The sequence below is a fragment of the Neorhizobium alkalisoli genome, assembly GCF_007829835.1.
GTDB lineage: Bacteria > Pseudomonadota > Alphaproteobacteria > Rhizobiales > Rhizobiaceae > Neorhizobium.
Genome location: NZ_VIWP01000001.1, coordinates 1,110,482 through 1,129,148, shown reverse-complemented (window position 1 = coordinate 1,129,148; position 18,667 = coordinate 1,110,482). Strand labels below are relative to the sequence as shown.

Below are 18,667 nucleotides of genomic sequence, written 5' to 3'. Positions count from 1 at the left end.
GTACACCTCAGCGCATGACGAACGGGTTTTGCGGGATAGCCTTGCTCGTCGAGACCCAGACGCTCTTGTGCTCGAGATATTCCTCGATCGCCTTGACCCCGCTTTCCCGCCCGATGCCCGAATGTTTCACGCCGCCGAACGGCATCATGTAGCTGACGGCGCGGTAGGTATTGACCCAGACGGTTCCAGCCCGAAGCTTTTTCGGCAACCTGAGTGCGCGACCGATGTCTTCCGTCCAGATGCCGGCGGCCAAGCCATAGATCGTGTCATTGGCAATCCGGATGGCATCTTCCTCATCATCGAACCCGATGATCGACAGGACAGGGCCGAACACTTCTTCACGGGCGATCCGCATCGAATTGTCGACGCCGTCGAAGATCGTCGGTTCGACGAACTGGCCACCGAGAATGCCCTCACCCTCTGCAGGCTTTCCTCCGAGAACGCAGCGGGCGCCCTCGCTTTTGGCAATGTCGATATAATCCAGCACCTTCCTGTACTGGGCGGGCGTGGTCACAGGCCCGATATTGGTATCCGGCTTCATCGGGTCGCCGATCTTCGCAGATCTTGCGATCGACACCAACTGCTCGACGAACTTGTCCTTGACCGAGTTCTGCACGAGAAGGCGCGACCCGGCGATGCAGGTCTGGCCCGTTGCGGCAAAGATGCCCGACACGACGCCGGCCGCCGCGGCGGAGAGATTGGCGTCCTCGAAGACGATATTCGGCGACTTGCCGCCAAGTTCCAGAGAAACCCGTTTCAGCGAACGGGCCGCCGCCTCGTAAACCCGCGCGCCTGTCGCATCGGAACCGGTGAAGGTGATCTTCGCGACCGACGGATGTTCGACCAGCGAAGCACCAACCTCATGGCCGTAACCGGTCAGCACATTGAAGATACCGTCCGGAATTCCGGCTTCCTTCGTCAGCGCCGCAAATTCCAGCGTGCTCGCCGAAGCAAATTCCGACGGTTTGACGATAACGGCGCAGCCGGCCGCAAGGGCTGCGGCGCATTTCCATGCCACGAACAGGAGCGGCGAATTCCAGGCCGTCAGCGCCGCCACGACCCCCACCGGCTCATGGGTCGTGTAGGCAAACATGTCGGGCTTGTCGATCGGCACGACACCACCCTCGAGCTTGTCGACCAGACCTCCGAAATACCACCACCATTCGGCATGGTAGCGGACCTGGCCGAGCATTTCGGTATAGAGCTTGCCGTTGTCCCGCACCTCGATCCCGGCCAGCCTTTCGGCATTGGCGGAAACGAGATCACCCAGCCGGCGAAGCAGCTTGCCGCGCGCAGACGCGCTCATGGTTGCCCAGGGGCCTTCCCACATGGCGCGGCTGGCAGCGGCAGTCGCGAGATCGACGTCCTTTGCCGTAGCCCGCGGGATCCTGGCCCAGACTTCGCCGCGATAGGGATCGACAGTGTCCAGCCACTGTCCTTCGACCGGATCGACGTATTTTCCGTCGATGAACAATTGGTAGGTCTGCATCTGCATGCTCCTGCGACAAGTCTCTGTCTGCGCAATCTCTTCCTGTCAGGGAAACTCGACGATCTGCCGCACCGCCGAGCCATCCGCCAGGCGGTCGAAACCTTCGTTGATGTCCTCGAGTTTCATGCGATGGGTCAGCAGCCGATCGACCGGCAGCTTGCCGCGCTTGTAGAGGCCGAGGAAACGCGGAATGTCCCGTGAGGGAACGCCCGAGCCGATATAGCTGCCCTTCAGGGTGCGCTCCTCGGCAACCAGGCTCACCGCCGGCAGCGACAGCATCGCCTTGGGATTGGGCAGGCCGGCGGTCACCGTCGTGCCACCGCGCCGGGTTATCGCATATCCGAATTCCAGCGCCTTGACCGAGCCCGCAAATTCCAGCGCCGCTTCGACGCCACCCTTGGTCGTTTCCCTGATCTTTCCGACGATATCCGGATCATCGGAATTGAACACATGCGTCGCGCCGAGTTGCCTGGCGAATTCGAGCTTTGAATCGAGGCGGTCCACCGCGATGATCGTCTCGGCGCCGGCGGCAACGGCGCCGATCAGCGCAGCAAGCCCTACGCCACCGAGGCCGATGACGGCCGTCGAACCGCCGGGCTTCACATCGCCGGTATTGAACACCGCACCCGTGCCGGTAAGAACCGCGCAGCCAATCAGGCCTGCAATATCCAGCGGCACATCCCTGTCGACCTTGACCAGCGAGCGGCGGGATACCGTTGCGTATTCCGCAAAGGACGAGACACCGACATGATGGAAGACGCGCTCGCCGTTTCGCGACAGGCGGCTGACGCCGCCAAGCAGATCGCCATGTCCGTTCGAAACCGCACCCGGTTCGCAAAGCGCCGGCCGCCCCTCGGAGCAGGGTGCGCAATGACCACAGCTCGGTACGAAGACGAAAACGACATGGTCACCCCGCTTCAGATCCTCGACGTACTCACCGGCCTCCTCGACAATGCCCGAAGCCTCATGGCCGAGCACCATGGGCACCGGCCTTGGCCGGTTGCCGTCGATCACCGAAAGGTCGGAATGGCAAAGGCCTGCAACAGCCATTTTTACCAGAACCTCGCCGGGACCGGGACCCGCGAGATCAACCTCCTGGATCTTCAGTGGCAGAGTCTTCGCGTAGGGACGCTCCAGACCGATTTCCTCCAGGACAGCCGCCTTGATCTTCATTTCTGCACCTCGTTTTCAAATGCTGGTATTGGCGGTGGTCAATGCACCGCCGCATACATGATCTTCGCCTCGGTCGCGTCCTCGGTAGAAAATTCCTCGACCACACGCCCTTGGCGGGACACGAGAATGCGGTCGGCAAGATTGAGGATTTCGGGCAGGTAAGACGAGATCACCACGACGGCGAGGCCGGCATCGGCAAGCTCGTTGATGACCTGGTGGAGCTCCGCGATCGCGCCCACATCGACGCCGCGCGTCGGTTCATCGAAGATCACCAGCTTTGGCTTCTGCACGAGAGCTTTGGCGATGACCACCTTCTGCTGATTGCCGCCCGACAGTTCGATGACCCGTGCATCTGCATCGATTGCCTTGACGTTCAGCCGCTGTGTCCACTGCTTGGCGAGATCCATCATCTCGGATCGCGAGACGATGATCCCGCGATTGAGATCGGAGGACAGGAGGTTCATGTAGATGTTCTCGGCAATCGACTTGGTTTCGAAGAAACCTTCGATCTTGCGGTCCTCCGTTACATAAACGATGCCGTCCTTCACCGCCGGCCTCGGCACGCGATACCGCACCGCCTTACCCTCGAACTTCACTTCCCCACCATGGAAGAAGTCGCGCTTGACGACGCCGGAGATGATCTTCGCGGTCTCGGTGCGTCCCGAACCGATCAGGCCGAAAATCCCAGTGATCTGGCCGGCATAGACAGAAAAAGACGTGTTACGCACCATTTTGCCCATGGAAAGGTTCTGCACGGACAGGACCTTGTGGCCGTAGGGCCTCGCCTTGCGCGACATGTCGCGACTGTAGAGTTCGGCCGAAAGCGAGCGCCCGACCATTGCTGCGATGATCTTGTCGCGATCGAAGTTCTTCGCATCATCCGTGATCACATGCTGGCCGTCGCGCAGGATCGTGATCCGGTCGGAGATCGCCAAAGCCTCTTCAAGCGCGTGGCTGATGAAGACGATAGACACACCTTCGCGTTTCAGCCGGTTCACCAGCGCGAAGAAATGGTGTTTTTCCTCGGGGGTTAGCGTCGCCGTGGGCTCGTCGAAGATGATCACCTTCGCCTTGTGGTGTACGGCCCGCGCGATCTCCACCATCTGCTTCTGTGCCGCGCCGAGCTGCGACACGTACATGGTCGGATCAACACCGAAATTCAGCGACTGCAGGAACTGCTGGGCGGCGATGTAGATGCCGCGCAGGCGGTTGAAGAATTTTTCGTTGCCGAGATAGATGTTCTGGGCGACCGTCAGTGACGGCACCAGGCTGGTTTCCTGGAAGACCATGGCGATGCCCTTGTCGAGCGCATCAGCCGGTTTTCCGAAACTCATCGGCTCGCCGCGCAACATGACCGAGCCTTTGCTCGGCTCATAAACGCCGGCCATGATCTTCGTCAGCGTCGATTTGCCGGCGCCGTTCTCGCCGAGCAGCGAATGAACTTCACCCGGCATCAGGTCGAAGTTTACATTGCGCAGCGCCGGGACACCGTAAAATTCCTTGGTTACGTCCTTGAGCTGGATGATCGGTTCCATCTCAATTCCCTCCTGCGGCAAGCGGTATTGCAACGACCTCACCGCCGCCCTTGCTCGTCACCCAGAGCTTGCCGCCCGCCTCCACGGCCGAGGTAATGCCATGTCGGCGTCCACCCGCACGGCTGTGAAAGCTGCGAACGGGAACGAAATCGCGGTTGAACTCCACGACAAGGCCATAGGACCGTGTCGGCGCCCATGGTTTCAGAATGCCCATCTGCTTGAGCGCGCCGCCCTGCATCGGCTCGCGGAAAGAATAGCCGCTACGCAAGGCCGGCGCGATCCAGAACTCCTTATCGACCTCCGCCATCATGGCCTTGCGGTAGGCCGGCTCCCGAAGCACGAACTCGATCAGCTGGCTACGCGGCGCAAAGACCGAGAGCCAATATCCGCCGCGTCCCGACGGGCTGATGCGCGCAGGATAGCCCGGAAGATCCTCGACTACCTGAGCGATGACCTTGCCGGTCTCGGAGAGCCGCAGAACACGCTTCTGCCAGGCCTCGCTGACGATGATACCGCCATCCTGTTCCACAGCGATACCATTCGGATAATGGAGCTTTCCGGCCAGCTGATGGCTGCGTCCATTCGCAAGATCGATACGCCAGAGGGATCCCGAGCAGCCGCCATCGAGAAGATCCCGCTGCCATTCATCGAGCCCGTTCCGGGCAGAACCGATAGCGACGAGAAGTGAACCGTCCGCTGCGAAACAGAGTGCCGTTACGCCAGCCCAAGGCTGACTTCCGACTGAAAGCTCAGCCCTCTCGTTACCATCCGGGCCGATGAGAAGAATCCTGGAACCGGCTGCGATGGCGACGACATCATTGGCGGAAACAGCGAGCGCAGAAACGGGCTCGCCGACATGTTTCCACGCGCTGGCGGGACCACCACAGGATCCCTGCCGATAGAGCGTCCCCTCGCTGGAATAGATGAGGCCAGTCTCTGTCACCGCGAGGTTATCGGCCGAGGCGGCGGGAAAGCCAATCGGAGCTTCCTCCAGAAGATTGTTCGGCTTTAGCGCGCCGTCCAGCGCCGGGACGGTAACGGCAGCCTGCCCGCGACCGAGGAAGCGATCGGCAAGATCACGAAGCATGGCGGACATTCGGACCTCCCCAATAGCTCCGGAAGCTGGACCAGGTCTTGTCGCGTCCATCGAGCCGGATGCGGCCGATACGGTTGTTGGTGATGCCGCCGAGATAGAGATAGCCTTTGTGCTCGCGCATCGACGTGATCATCGGATGGTTTTCGGCGCCCTGGTCCCACAGCGATTCCAGCACTTCGCCCCGATCGTTGAAACGGATCACGCAGCCGATATTGAGATTTGGATAAAGCCATTGATCCGGGGCGATGCGCCTCGCCATCCGGCGGCGGAAGCTCGGCATCCTGAGCGCGACATCAAGCGCTGGAGATCGCATGCCCATGATGGCGCACCAATAGGTTCCATCCGATGCACGATTGATATTGTCCGGGTAGCCGGGCAGGCGATCCAGGACCCGTTCCACCTGCCCTGCCTTGGGGCCACTAATGTAAAGGCGGCTGACACGGCAGGCCCAGCTTTCCGCAAACAGGATCGACTGGCCGTCCTGCGACGTACAGATACCATTCGGGAAGATGAGATTGCGCAGCGCCGTATGGGTTTTGCCGGTCTTCGGGTCATGGCAGATGATGCGGCCATTGCCGCGGCTTTCCAGCGCATCGACCGGCCAGTCGTGCATCTCGTAACGGATGGTCGCCTCGGAGAAGAATATCCGGCCGTCCGGCGCGATATCGAGGTCGTCAGCCAGCCGCAGGCGGGAATCGTCAACGACGGACAAGGTCGAGCGATTGGTTTCGTCGGTAACCTTCACGACCTTGCGATCGCGGTCGATCTTGTAGAGCCCCATGCCGCCGACGCAGACTAGCAGGTTGCGGTCCTTGTCCCATCCCATGCCGAGCGGAGATCCGCCGATATGGGCGTAGACTTCATGGCTTGTGTAATCCGGCGGGGCAAAACGGACGATATCGCCGTGGCGAGTTCCGCAATAGAGATAATCGTCCTCATCGAGAATGACGTCCTCGGGAGATTCGACAGCGGCAAGCCCGATGATCTCGACGTCTCTCAGCCTGTCGTTCAGAGCCAGTGCGTTGCCGGCGCCGGCAGCTGTCGAAACCGGTTCCGGCAGCTCGATATAGGTGGGCGAGACGTAGACCTTGTTCAGCAGCTTGTCGCGGTTCTTGAGCCAGCGCACATCGATGAATACGGCAAAGACCAGTGTCAGGCCGAGCACCATCGGGCCGGAGCCGGAGTTCAGACCGAGACGCAGGACGCCGTTCGTCATGATCAGCACGATGATCGCGCCGATCAGCGCCTTGACGATCGAGCCCCGTCCGCCGCCAAGACTGTTGCCCCCGAGTACGGCTGCGGTAAGAGCCGAGATCTCCATGCCGATCCCGGTATCCGAGCCTGCGCCGGACAGCCTTGCGGCGTAAAGGACCCCCGCGAGACCGCAGAGCATTCCGGAAATCGTATAGGCCGCACAAACCGTGCTGCGCACCGGCAGGCCGATATTGTGGGCGGAACGACGCGAACCGCCGATCGCCATCAGGCGCCAGCCCGGGCGCGACCGCGTCAGAAGCACATGTCCGATGATTGCCACGACGATCAGGACGCAGAAGGAAAACGGAATGCCGAACAATCCGCCAAGCCCGATCAGATCCCAGATATCGGACTGGTAGAAGCTTGTGGACATGGCCTGCACATATTGCAGCAGAAGCATGTCGACCACCGCGCGGACGATGATGAGGGTCACAAGCGTCGTCAGAAATGCTCTCAGCCGCAGATAGCCGATCAGCACGCCGTTGAGCAGACCAACCGAGCCACAAATGAGAACGACGGTCGGCACGGCGGCGGCCACCGGCCAGTCCGCCAGATTGAGAAGCGCAAGCGTCATGAAATTGCCGAGCGCGAAATTCGATCCGACCGAGAGATCAATCCCACCGACGAGAATAACCGTCATCATGGCAATGCAGATCAGCGCAAATTCGCCAAGCTGCCGCGAGGTGATGGACAGGTTGCTACCGCTGAAGAAGTTCGGGATCAGCATGCCGAAAACGGCAACCACGCAGACCAGAACCAGCAGCGGGATTGCGTTGTCGATCCATTTCTTCGACAGGATTTCCCCGATGACGTGATCGGGAACGAAGCGATATCGCAGCTTCGTCAATGTGCTCGCCGACGCCAAACGCGCCTCCTCATGCCTCATGCGGATTTGGAAAACTCGGGTATCTGGCTCCGGCAATCCCTTGCGACTGCCGGAGCATCGGGCTCGGATCAGCGAAGGATCTTTGCGTATTGCTGCGGATCCCAACAGGTGCCCGCCTTGACGTCTTCCTTGGTCATCAGACGGGTCGGTGAGTACATCTGGGTCTTGATCGCACCGGCCCCCTGCTTGTTCTGCAGCGCCGTCGAGATCGCCGTCCAGGCGTCACGCCCCATGCCAGGAGCATCGTAGTTGATCACGGCGGAATAGGTTCCGTTCATAAGCCCGTCGCACATGCTCTGGGCGCCACCGCCGGAGGTGATGAAATAGACCTGATCCTGCTTGCCGGCCTGCTTGATCGCCGCGCCGGTGCCGATCCCCTGGCCATCCCAAACATCGATGACGCCGCAGAGGTCCGGGTTCTGCTGGAGTGCGGTTTCCGTGATCGCGCGGGCCTTGGACGCATCCCAGTCGGCCGCCTGGCTGGAGACAATCTTGATCTCGGGATGGGCGTTGAACACCTTCATCATGCCCTGGACCTGATAGAAGCTGACGCCGCCGGTGAGCACGCCCTGAACGATCGCAACCTTGTGGGACGTCTTCGTATCGGCACCGCATTTCTTCAGCATCATGTTGGCAGACTGCTCACCCATGGCGATGAAGTCGGGGCCGACAAAGGCGTCCGTCTGAACGGCGCCCTGCATGTTGAGCTGGACCACGACGATGCCCTGCGAGGTGGCCTGCTTCAACAGCCGCGCCAGCGACTGCATGTCCGGGTTCTGCGTGACGATGACGTCCGGCTTCTCGGCGATCAGCGCCGTCATGCCCTGCGCCATGGCATCGGTGTTCCAGTTCGGATCCTGCGACGAGAACGACATGCCATATCGTTCCGCCTCCGTCTTGACGACACCGCCCCAGGCCTGCGCGAGATCGAAGCCGATCGAGATCGGCAGGTAGGCGATCTTCTTGCCCTTCAGGGACTCAAGCGCGCCCTGGCGATAGGGATCATTGGTTGCATCTGCAGCCTTGGCAGGGGCGCCTCCGATCGACAGGGCGACCAGCGCTGCGGCTGCAGCCTTTAGAAATCCGTTGCTTCTCATGTCCTGCTCCTCCTCATGACGTGAGTTCGTTTCACTTGATTTGTTCAGATGTCGCCCTGCTGCCCGGTCTGCTCGTCACGCGGGTTCACGACGCTGTCGATGACGATCGCCAACAGCAGGATCAGGCTCTTGATCACGTTCTGCACGGTGTATTGGATATCCATGATCGTCATGCCGTTCATCAGGACGCCGATCAGAAGCGTTCCGACGATGACGTTACGCACGTTGCCACGCCCGCCGGAGAGGCCGACGCCTCCGAGCACCACGACAAGGATGACATCGTAGATCATGTTCGAATTGACGATGCGCGTGTTCATCGCCTCGACCGAAGTCGCGGTCAGGACGCCCGCCACGAAGGCGATCACCCCGGCCAGAACATATTGCAGAACCAGCATGGGCCTGACCGAAATGCCACTGATCCGGGACGCAGCGAGATTGTCGCCGATCGCGTAGACGTAGCTGCCGAGCTTGGTAAACCTCAGGAACAGGAAGATGACGAAGGCGGCCAGTGCAGCAATCACAATCGGCATCGGAATGCCGATCAGCTTGCCTTGGCCCAGCCCCACGATCCAACCCATATTCTGCGGCATGTAAACGACGTCCGTGCCGGTGATCAGGTGTGCCCGACCGAACCCGTAGACGAAAGTGGACATGGCAAGCGTGGCAAAAAGAGGCGGAATTTCCGCATAGGCGACAAGTATCCCGGTGAAAAAAGCAATCCCGACGGCAAAGACCAGTCCCAGCGCGAGCGCCGCATAGACCGGCAGGCCCTGATGGATAAGCTGCATGGACCAGGCGACGGAGATCGCCATGATCGCGACCAGCGACAGGTCGATGCCCCGCCCGAGCACGACGATGAGCATGCCGAGGCCGAGAACACCAAGAACGGCGACACTGCGAACCAGAGACAGAAGATTTCCGCGGTCGAGGAAATTCGGAAGCAGGGCCGCAAACGCAATCACCAGAGCGACCGTCAGAAGAAAGACGATCTTTTCCTGGTTAAGATGGCGCGCGACGACTTGAAGTCTCATGACAAACCCTCCCCGCTTGCCAAGTCGCTGCATCCACTCTCGGACACGCAAGCAATCTCCTTCATTGCCTGCCTGCGACGACAGCGACTATATTCGGGCATAGAAGGCGGGAAATTACTTTAAAGCGCTATGTTCCATATCGGGAAGTTATAGCGCGGATGGAGCCCGACGCAGGCCGTGTCTTGGGAGAATCCATCGCGCGTCAGCGGTGAACGCAAGCCACCATGATAATCTTCTCGCCGTAGATACGTTCGGCAGGTGAGGCTGATCGTCTCCATTGGGGTCTGTCTATGCATTACCACCGTCGAAGCGTCACCAATCGCAGTTTCAGTCGAACACTCGAAACATGTTCAAACGATCCACAGCGCATTCGTGGCGAACCCAGAAATTCCCTCAAGAGTTGTATCTATGTAAACTTATGCAAACCGCTGCAAGTCAGCTGCCTCGCAATAAAATTACTCCGGCAACCCTCCTAACAAAGCCATGGCATTCCTTGCCAACATTACCTGAACGTAAAATGTCGTCGAGCTTTGGACTTGCATTTTTGCTACGCCGCGCAATCTAAATGCTCGAATTATCACACCGGTATGCGCATGCAATCTTCAGTTTAATTGCAGCGCGCGGTTTTACACGCCGAACTTCCTCGGCGGGGAAAAAATCCTTGCGATTCCGGTATTTCTGGCATTCACTCCCGCAACCGAACAGAACAACTGGGAAGGATAACGGTATGTCATCTCGTCTATTTCGTGCGACAACGATCGCTTTGCTGGGCTCCGTACTCTTTGCGGGCGCGCCGGCTTTTGCCGAAACGGTACTCCACCGCGGCAATGCGGGCGAACCTCAGACGCTCGACCAGGCCCAGACTTCGATCAATATCGAAGCCTTTATCCTGAAGGATCTTTATGAGGGGCTGACGATCTATGATGCAGCCGGTAAGATCATTCCGGGTGCAGCAGAGTCCTGGAAGCTCTCCGACGACGGGCTGACATACACGTTTAAGCTGCGCGACAACGCAAAATGGTCCGACGGCTCGCCCGTCACGGCGCAGGATTTCGAATTCTCGTTCAAGCGCGTCGAAGACCCGAAGACCGCCGCGAAATACGCCAATATCCTCTACCCGATCAAGAATGCCGAGAAGGTCAATACCGGCAAGGCCGATATCAAGGAACTTGGCATCAAGGCCGTCGATGACAAGACCGTCGAGATCACGCTCGAACGTCCGACCCCGTTCTTCCTCGAGCTTCTGGCCCACCAGACCGCCCTCCCCGTCTCCAAGGCGAGCCTCGACAAGAACGGCGCCGATTTCGTCAAGCCGGGCACGATGGTCTCGAATGGCGCGTTCAAGCTCGTCAGCCATGTCCCGAACGACAGCCTCGTCGTTGAAAAGAACGCCAATTACTGGGATGCCGCGAACGTCAAGCTCGACAAGGTGATCTTCTACCCGATCGACGACCAGGCCGCGTCCGTCCGCCGTTTCGAAGCGAAGGAAATGGACCTAGTCTATAACTTCTCCGCAGACCAGATCGAGCGACTGCGCGGCGCCTACAAGGATCAGGTGCATGTGTCGCCGACGCTGGCCACCTATTATTACGTCTTCGATGGCCGCGAGGCACCGTTCAACGATGTGCGTGTCCGCCGGGCGCTGTCCATGGCCGTTGACCGCGATTTCCTCGCAAAGAAGATCTATAGCGGCTCGCAGCTTCCCGCCTATTCGCTGGTGCCGCCGGGCATGGCGACCTACGGCGAGCCTTCCAAGGCCGATTTCGCAGGTCTTTCGCAGCTCGACCGCGAAGACAAGGCGATCGCGCTGATGAAGGAAGCTGGTTACGGTGAAGGCGGCAAGCCGCTGAATATCGAGATCCGCTACAACACCAACCCGAACCACGAACGCGTCGCCACCGCCGTCGCCGATATGTGGAAGAACACGTTCGGCGCCAAGGTGACGATGAGCAATCTCGACGTCTCGTCGCACTACGCCTATCTGCAGGAAGGCGGCAAGTTCAATGTTGCGCGCGCCGGCTGGGTCGCCGACTATGCCGATCCGGAAAATTTCCTCGCTCTCAACCTGTCGACCAACAAGACCTTCAATTACGGTCATTACGACAGCAAGGAATTCGACGATCTGATGAAGAAGTCCTATGCGGAAACGGATCCGGCGGCCCGCTCGAAGCTGATGCATGATGCGGAAACCATCCTGATGCGCGACCAGCCGATCGCTCCCTTCCTGACCCAGGCCGATCTGTGGCTGGTCTCGAACCGCATCAAGGGCTGGCAGGACAATGCTGCCAACGAGCATCTGAGCCGCTTCCTGAGCGTTTCCGAATAATCGATACGGAACGGCGTCCGATACCATTTCGGGCGCCGTTCCGCAGGAGACCACCCAAATGCTGGCTTTTGTCCTGCGCCGCCTCGCGAGCGCCGTCCCGACGCTGTTCATCGTCGTGACGATTTCATTCTTCCTGATGCGTTTTGCCCCGGGCGGCCCATTCAACCTTGAGCGTCCGCTGCCGCCCGCAACGATGGAAAACATCATGCGGACCTATCAGCTCGACCAGCCGCTCTGGCGGCAATATCTCACCTATATCGGCAATGCCGTGCAGGGTGATTTCGGTCCGAGCTATATCTACAAGGACAATACGGTCGCGGAACTGATCGGCAAAGGCTTGCCCTATTCGGTTGAACTCGGGTTTTACGCCCTGCTTCTGGCTTTGGTCGGCGGTGTGACGCTCGGCACGATCGCGGCTCTCAGGCAGAACAGCGTGCTCGATTTTTCCATCATGACGCTCGCCACGATGGGCACGACGATCCCGAACTTCGTCGTCGGCCCGGTTCTGACACTGATCTTCGCGATCATTCTGGCGCTATTGCCGGCCGGAGGCTGGGGCGACGGTTCTTTCTCCTTCCTGATCCTGCCGATGATCGCGCTGGCGCTGCCGCAGCTCGCCGTCTTTGCCCGGCTGACCCGCGGCTCGATGATCGAGGCCTTGCATGCCGACCATATCCGCACCGCCCGCGCCTATGGCCTGCCGGCGCGGATCGTCGTGGTGACGCATGCCATGCGCGGCGCCATGCTGCCGGTCGTCTCCTATCTCGCGCCTTGCGCTGCAGCGCTGATGACCGGCTCGGCCGTCGTCGAGACCATCTTCACCATTCCGGGCGTCGGCCGTTACTTCGTTCTCGGCGCGCTGAACCGCGACTATACGCTGGTCATGGGCACCGTCGTGCTGATCGCCATCTTCGTCATCGTCTTCAATCTCCTGGTCGATCTTCTCTACGGCCTGCTCGATCCGAGGGTCCGTCATGACTGATATCGCCCGCGATCCGGCCGCAACCCTGCCGGAAACCACCAGCCGCAGCCTTTTCCAGCTCGCCGCCCTCCGCTTCCGCCGCAACAAAGCGGCGATGGGTGGCTGCGTGATGCTGGTGCTGATCGCGCTCTTCTCCTATCTCGGCCCGCTTTTCGTGCCGCATAGCTATGACCAGGTTTTTTCGTCCTATGTGACGGTGGCACCCAGCCTTGAGCCGCGGCCCGACGAGGCCTCGCTGAAGGACGCCATGCAGGGCGTCGCAACCCGCGCCCGCGTCAATCTCGACGCCTTCGATGTGACGGGCCAGAGCTTTACTGCGACCGTCAGCGCCGAAGATCCGATCGATCCGCGGACGACACGGTATTTCGATCGCGCCAACGAGTTCGACGACACCAAGGTCGTGGCGACCGAAAAGGACGGCCGCGTCCTCAAGGTCGAGGGCAAGGTCAGCCGCGAATATTTCCTGTTCGGCACCGATCCGAACGGCCGCGACCTGCTTGCCCGCGTCATGCTCGGCGGCCAGATCTCGATTGCCGTCGGCCTGCTCGCCAGCCTCGTCTCGCTCGGCATCGGCGTGCTTTACGGCGCGACATCGGGTTATCTCGGCGGCCGCATCGACAACATCATGATGCGCTTCGTCGAAATCCTCTATTCCCTGCCCTTCGTTTTTCTCGTCGTCGTTCTCGTCGTCTTTTTCGGACGATCCTTCATCCTGATCTTCCTTGTGATCGGTGCGGTGGAATGGCTCGACATGGCGCGCATCGTGCGTGGCCAGACGCTGGCGCTGAAACGCCGGGAATTCGTCGGTGCCGCCCAGGCGCTCGGCCTGACCGACTGGCAGATCATCCGCCGGCACATCATTACAAATACGATCGGCCCGGTCATCGTCTTCGTTACCGTGGTCGTGCCGAAGGTGATCCTGCTCGAGAGCTTCCTCTCCTTCCTCGGGCTTGGCGTTCAGGCGCCGCTGACAAGCTGGGGCGCGCTGATCTCGGAAGGTGCCAACAACATCCAGTCAGCGCCCTGGCTCTTGATCTTTCCCTCCATCTTCTTCGTGGCGACGCTGTTTTCGCTGAATTTTATCGGCGACGGCCTGCGTGACGCGCTCGACCCGAAGGACCGCTGACATGACCGATCAAAAATACACCATTCTCTCGATCCGCGACCTGAAAGTGGATTTTTCGACGCCGGACGGCACGGTCAATGCCGTCAAGGGCATCGGCTTCGACGTCCGGGCCGGCGAGACGATCGCCGTGGTCGGTGAAAGCGGCTCCGGCAAGAGCCAGACGATGATGGGCATCATGGGCCTGCTTGCCGGAAACGGCACGGTCACCGGATCGGCGACATATCGCGGCAAAGAGCTGGTCGGACTGCCGAAAAACGAGCTCAACAAGATCCGCGGCGCCAAGATCACCATGATCTTCCAGGAGCCGATGACCTCGCTCGACCCGCTCTACACGATCGGCCGCCAGATCGCCGAACCGATCGTCTACCACCGCGGCGGCAGCCGGAAGGCCGCCCGCAGCCGCGTGCTGGAATTGCTGGAACTGGTCGGCATTCCCGACCCCGCCCGCCGCATCGACAGCTATCCGCATGAACTGTCCGGCGGCCAGCGGCAACGCGTGATGATCGCCATGGCGCTCGCCAACGAGCCCGACGTACTGATCGCCGACGAACCAACGACTGCGCTCGACGTGACGATCCAGGCGCAGATCCTGAAACTCCTGCGCTCACTGCAGGAGCGTTTCGGCATGGCGATCGTGCTGATTACCCACGATCTCGGCATTGTCAGGCACTTTGCCGAGCGCGTCGTTGTCATGCGCCACGGCGAAGTCGTCGAACAGGGCGAAACGGCACAAATCTTCGAGGCGCCGACCTCCTCATACACCCGCATGCTGATCGATGCCGAACCGCATGGCCGCAAGCAACCGCCACCGGAAAATGCGCCGATCATTCTGGAGGGACGCGACGTCACCGTCGATTTCTCGATCGGCAGGGGATTTTTATCCAAAGGTCCGAAAGTTTTCCGGGCAGTCGACGGCGTCACCGTCAAACTCAGGCAGGGCCAGACGATCGGCATTGTCGGCGAGTCCGGTTCGGGCAAATCGACGCTCGGACGCGCATTGCTGCGGCTTCTCCACAGCGATGGTCACTACCGCTTCGGCACAACCGATATTTCCAGCTACGACCGCAAGCAGATGCGGTCCCTGCGCAAGGAAATGCAGCTCGTCTTCCAGGATCCCTTCGGTTCGCTTTCGCCGCGCCAGACGGTCGGTGAAATCATCACCGAGGGTCTGCTCGTCCACGAGCCGAACCTGAGCAAGGCGGATCGAGACCGGCGTGCCATCGCCGCCTTGACCGAAGTCGGGCTCGATCCGCAGGCGCGCAACCGCTACCCGCACGAGTTTTCCGGCGGCCAGCGCCAGCGCATCGCGATCGCCCGCGCGATGATCCTCAAGCCGCGCGTGGTCATTCTCGACGAACCGACCTCGGCACTCGACCGGTCGGTGCAGGGACAGGTGATCGACCTGTTGCGCAAGCTGCAGGCGGACCACGACCTTTCCTATGTCTTCATCAGCCACGACCTTGCCGTGGTCCGAGCCATTTCGGATCACGTGATCGTCATGAACAGCGGAAAGATCGTCGAGGAAGGCGAGACGGACGCGATCTTCGACGCGCCGAAGGCGGATTATACGAAGGCACTGATCCGAGCCGCGTTCAGCGTCTGAACGCGGCGACGCCGTCAGCGATTACTTCGCTCGCTCCTAGACCGGCACTTCAAGCCCCGTCTTGATCCGATCCATCGCCACAAAACTGCGGAAGCGCTTGACGTTGTTGTTGCCGAAAAACAGCCGCTTGGTCAGGGCTTCGTAGGCGGCCATCGAAGGCACCGTGATCATCATCACGAAATCCGCCTCGCCGGTCACGTAATAACAGAGCTGAATCTCAGGGATGGCGGCGAATTCGCGCTTGGCATCCTCGATCTGCTCAGCCGTCTCACTGATTACCTCGACCTCGACGAAGATGGTGATCGGGTGGCCGAGTGCAGCCGGATCGACGATCGCGACATTCGCCTGGATTACGCCGGTCTCCGTCATTCGCTTGATCCGGCGCTGGACGGCAGGAGCCGAGAGATTGACGGCCTCGCCGATCTTCCGTTGCGGCGTGAGATTATCCTTTTGCAGGATCGCAAGGATCTGGCGGTCGAACTCGTCCAATGCGGAGCGACGCGCGGTCTCGGTCATCTGAAGGCCTCAATGAAACAAACTTGCAAATCAGGCCCGGAAATACAGCGCACTTTGCGCGGCGCTTGCAATATGTTTCCTCGCAAACTGAGCGAGGTCCAGCATGTTTCTCACAAACACGAATCCCGCATACAAAGCTCCCCTCGATCCGCGCGATGCCGAAACGCTGGGTGTGGAGGCCGCGGCCATGGTCAGCCGCTTCCTTTCCCATCGGGAGAACAATGCCGAAACGCCCCTCGTCTCCTTGTCCGGGCTTGCCCGCGAACTAGGTGTCTCCAGCATCCACATGAAGGACGAAGGTTTCCGGCTCGGTCTTGGCAGCTTCAAGGCGCTCGGCGGATCCTATGCGGTAATCCGGCTCGTCCTTGAAGAGGCGAGCAGGCATTTGTCCCGGCCGGTCGACATCTCTGAACTCAAAACATCCGAGGTCGCGGCAATCGCGAAAACCATGACCTTCGCTTGCGCCACGGACGGCAATCACGGACGTTCGGTGGCGCAGGGCGCCCAGCTTGTCGGCGCCAGGGCCGCAATCTTCGTGCATGCCGGCGTCAGCGACGAGCGGGTTGCGGCGATAGGCCGATATGGAGCCGAGATGATCCGGGTCGCGGGCACCTATGATGACTCCGTGAAGGAGGCTGCAAGGGTCGCCACCGAAAACGGCTGGACGATCGTCTCGGATACGTCCTGGCCTGGTTACGAGCGGATCCCCGGCCTTGTCATGCAGGGTTACACGGCGATCATCGGTGAAGTGCTTCGTGCAATGCATGAGCCGCCGACCCATGTCTTCGTCCAATCCGGCGTCGGCGGGATTGCCGCGGCCGCCGCTGGCCATCTGGCAATCGCGCTCGGCGACAGACGTCCGATCTTTACCGTCGTCGATCCGAGCCGTGCCGCCTGCATTGTCGAAACCGCCAAGGCCGGGCATCCGGTTGTCATCCCGCATGGCGAACCGACGATCATGGCGATGCTCGAATGTTACGAACCCTCGCTTGTCGCCTGGCGCATTCTTTCGCGCGTTGCCGACGCCTTCATGACCGTGGAGGATGAGGATGCCATTGGGGTGATGAAGATGCTCGCCAATCCAATTGGCGCAGATCCGGCGGTCGTCGCGGGCGAAAGCGGCGGCGTCGGCCTTGCCGGCCTGATCAAGGCCGCCGGTGATCCTGGCAGCAAGGCAGCCCTGCAGCTTGGCCCGCAATCGCGCGTTCTCCTCATCAACACCGAAGGTGCGACAGACCCGAAAAGATACGAAGAGATCGTCGGAGAAACATCCGTCAGCATCCTGTCGAAAAACGCGGAAGCCATGGCATGAGCAGCGTATCGGTAAATGCCGACCGCCTGCTCGGGCGCCTCCGCGAACTGGGATCGATCGGCCGCGACGAGACCGGGCGCCTTGTCAGGCTTGCGGCGTCGGATACCGACAAGCTTGGCCGGGACCGCCTTGTTGATTGGCTAAAGGGAGCGGGCCTCGAGATCGCAATCGATCGTATCGGCAATGTCTTTGGTATCTGGGCGCCACAAGGCATCGATGCCGCGACCAGTCCGCTAATGCTCGGGTCACATATCGATACCGTCATCAATGCTGGCATGTTCGATGGATGTTACGGCGTGCTGGCGGGTCTGGAAGTGATCGAGACCCTCAAGGCCAACGACTTCGACCCCGCCCGTCCGATCGTTGTTGGCGCCTTCACCAACGAGGAAGGCGTACGTTACGCACCCGACATGATGGGCTCGCTCGTCTATTCCGGTGGGCTGGATATCGATGCCGCGCTTGCGACGATTGGCACCGATGGCTCCGTGCTCGGGGAGGAGTTGGAGAGGATCGGTTATGCCGGGCCGCACGAGCCGGGCTTTTTGCAGCCCCATGCCTATCTCGAACTGCATATCGAGCAGGGGCCGGTGCTTGAACGCGAAGGTGTCCCTACCGGTGCGGTTGAAAACCTGCAGGGCATTTCCTGGCAAAAAGTGACCATCAAAGGCGATGCCAACCATGCCGGCACGACGCCGGTCTCGATGCGCCGCGATGCTGGTCTGGCTGCGGCGCGCGTCATCACTTTTCTGCGCGAACGGGCGATTGCGTCGAACACCCCGACTGTCGCCACTGTCGGCTGCATCGAATTCGAACCAAACGCGATCAATGTCATTCCATCGAAAGCAACCTTTACTGTCGATCTCCGCGACCCGGACGAGGAGCGCCTTCTGGCCGAAGAGGCTGCGCTCACCGCTTATCTCGACAGGATCGCGGCGGAAGAGCAGGTGACGATCTCCACCGAACGACTGGCCCGTTTTCAACCGGTGACCTTCGACAGCGGCATCGTCGCCGAAATCGAGGCGGCGGCGGCCGGGCGCGGTTTGCGGTCGCGACGGATGACGTCGGGTGCCGGACATGACGCCCAGATGATCGCGCGGATTGCGCCTGTCGCGATGATTTTCGTCCCAAGCATCGGCGGCATCAGCCACAATCCGAAAGAATTTACGCCGGACGCAGACCTGATTGCCGGCGCCAACATCCTGCTGGACGTTGTCCGCAAACTCACCACCTCAAGGGACTGA

14 protein-coding genes are annotated in these 18,667 nt (G+C 60.5%); 6 read left to right on the top strand and 8 right to left on the bottom strand.

Annotation, left to right across the window (positions count from 1 at the left end):
• Positions 1 to 7: 7 nt before the first annotated feature.
• From FHW37_RS04980 to FHW37_RS04950, 7 genes are all read right to left on the bottom strand, one after another.
• Positions 8 to 1,489 (bottom strand): aldehyde dehydrogenase, encoded by a 1,482-nt coding sequence (locus FHW37_RS04980; RefSeq protein WP_145633280.1) that lies wholly within the window; start codon positions 1,487 to 1,489, stop codon positions 8 to 10.
• Between the two features lie 45 nt (positions 1,490 to 1,534).
• Positions 1,535 to 2,662, bottom strand: a complete 1,128-nt coding sequence (locus tag FHW37_RS04975) for a zinc-dependent alcohol dehydrogenase family protein (protein WP_145633277.1) — start codon at positions 2,660 to 2,662, stop codon at positions 1,535 to 1,537.
• Positions 2,663 to 2,700: 38 nt separating this feature from the next.
• Positions 2,701 to 4,197: a sugar ABC transporter ATP-binding protein gene (locus tag FHW37_RS04970; protein WP_145633274.1), complete on the bottom strand. Its 1,497-nt coding sequence runs from the start codon at positions 4,195 to 4,197 to the stop codon at positions 2,701 to 2,703.
• 1 nt (position 4,198) lies between these two features.
• Positions 4,199 to 5,293: a strictosidine synthase gene (locus FHW37_RS04965; RefSeq protein ID WP_145633271.1), complete on the bottom strand. Its 1,095-nt coding sequence runs from the start codon at positions 5,291 to 5,293 to the stop codon at positions 4,199 to 4,201.
• Positions 5,274 to 7,433 (bottom strand): ABC transporter permease, encoded by a 2,160-nt coding sequence (locus tag FHW37_RS04960; RefSeq protein WP_186458144.1) that lies wholly within the window; start codon positions 7,431 to 7,433, stop codon positions 5,274 to 5,276. Before FHW37_RS04960 ends, FHW37_RS04965 begins: the two co-directional genes overlap by 20 nt.
• Before the next feature lie 68 nt (positions 7,434 to 7,501).
• Entirely contained in the window at positions 7,502 to 8,530 is a 1,029-nt protein-coding gene (locus tag FHW37_RS04955) for a sugar ABC transporter substrate-binding protein (protein WP_145633267.1), read from the bottom strand.
• Between the two features lie 44 nt (positions 8,531 to 8,574).
• Positions 8,575 to 9,561, bottom strand: coding sequence for an ABC transporter permease (locus tag FHW37_RS04950; RefSeq protein ID WP_145633265.1), 987 nt, complete (start codon positions 9,559 to 9,561; stop codon positions 8,575 to 8,577).
• Positions 9,562 to 10,288: 727 nt separating this feature from the next.
• On the opposite strand from FHW37_RS04950, the gene FHW37_RS04945 reads away from it, so the two are divergent.
• The 4 genes from FHW37_RS04945 to FHW37_RS04930 are packed head-to-tail and all read left to right on the top strand — an operon-like array spanning position 10,289 to position 15,598.
• Complete coding sequence (locus FHW37_RS04945) at positions 10,289 to 11,887, top strand: peptide ABC transporter substrate-binding protein (RefSeq protein ID WP_145633263.1); 1,599 nt, start codon at positions 10,289 to 10,291, stop codon at positions 11,885 to 11,887.
• 58 nt (positions 11,888 to 11,945) lie between these two features.
• A complete protein-coding gene (gene oppB / locus FHW37_RS04940; protein WP_145633261.1) occupies positions 11,946 to 12,869 on the top strand; it encodes an oligopeptide ABC transporter permease OppB in 924 nt (307 codons plus the stop codon).
• A complete protein-coding gene (locus FHW37_RS04935) occupies positions 12,862 to 13,995 on the top strand; it encodes an ABC transporter permease (protein ID WP_145633259.1) in 1,134 nt (377 codons plus the stop codon). The genes oppB and FHW37_RS04935 overlap by 8 nt, the downstream gene beginning before the upstream one ends.
• Before the next feature lies 1 nt (position 13,996).
• Positions 13,997 to 15,598 (top strand): ABC transporter ATP-binding protein, encoded by a 1,602-nt coding sequence (locus FHW37_RS04930; protein WP_145633257.1) that lies wholly within the window; start codon positions 13,997 to 13,999, stop codon positions 15,596 to 15,598.
• Positions 15,599 to 15,634: 36 nt separating this feature from the next.
• On the opposite strand, the gene FHW37_RS04925 is transcribed toward FHW37_RS04930, so the two are convergent.
• Positions 15,635 to 16,114 carry an Lrp/AsnC family transcriptional regulator gene (locus tag FHW37_RS04925; RefSeq protein ID WP_145633255.1) on the bottom strand — a complete coding sequence of 160 codons (480 nt, stop codon included), beginning with the start codon at positions 16,112 to 16,114 and terminating at the stop codon, positions 15,635 to 15,637.
• Between the two features lie 103 nt (positions 16,115 to 16,217).
• Here FHW37_RS04925 and FHW37_RS04920 point away from each other — a divergent pair, with 103 nt between their 5' ends.
• On the top strand, positions 16,218 to 17,426 hold the full coding sequence (locus FHW37_RS04920; RefSeq protein ID WP_145633253.1) for a diaminopropionate ammonia-lyase: 1,209 nt from the start codon (positions 16,218 to 16,220) through the stop codon (positions 17,424 to 17,426).
• Positions 17,423 to 18,667, top strand: a complete 1,245-nt coding sequence (locus FHW37_RS04915) for a Zn-dependent hydrolase (protein WP_145633252.1) — start codon at positions 17,423 to 17,425, stop codon at positions 18,665 to 18,667. Before FHW37_RS04920 ends, FHW37_RS04915 begins: the two co-directional genes overlap by 4 nt.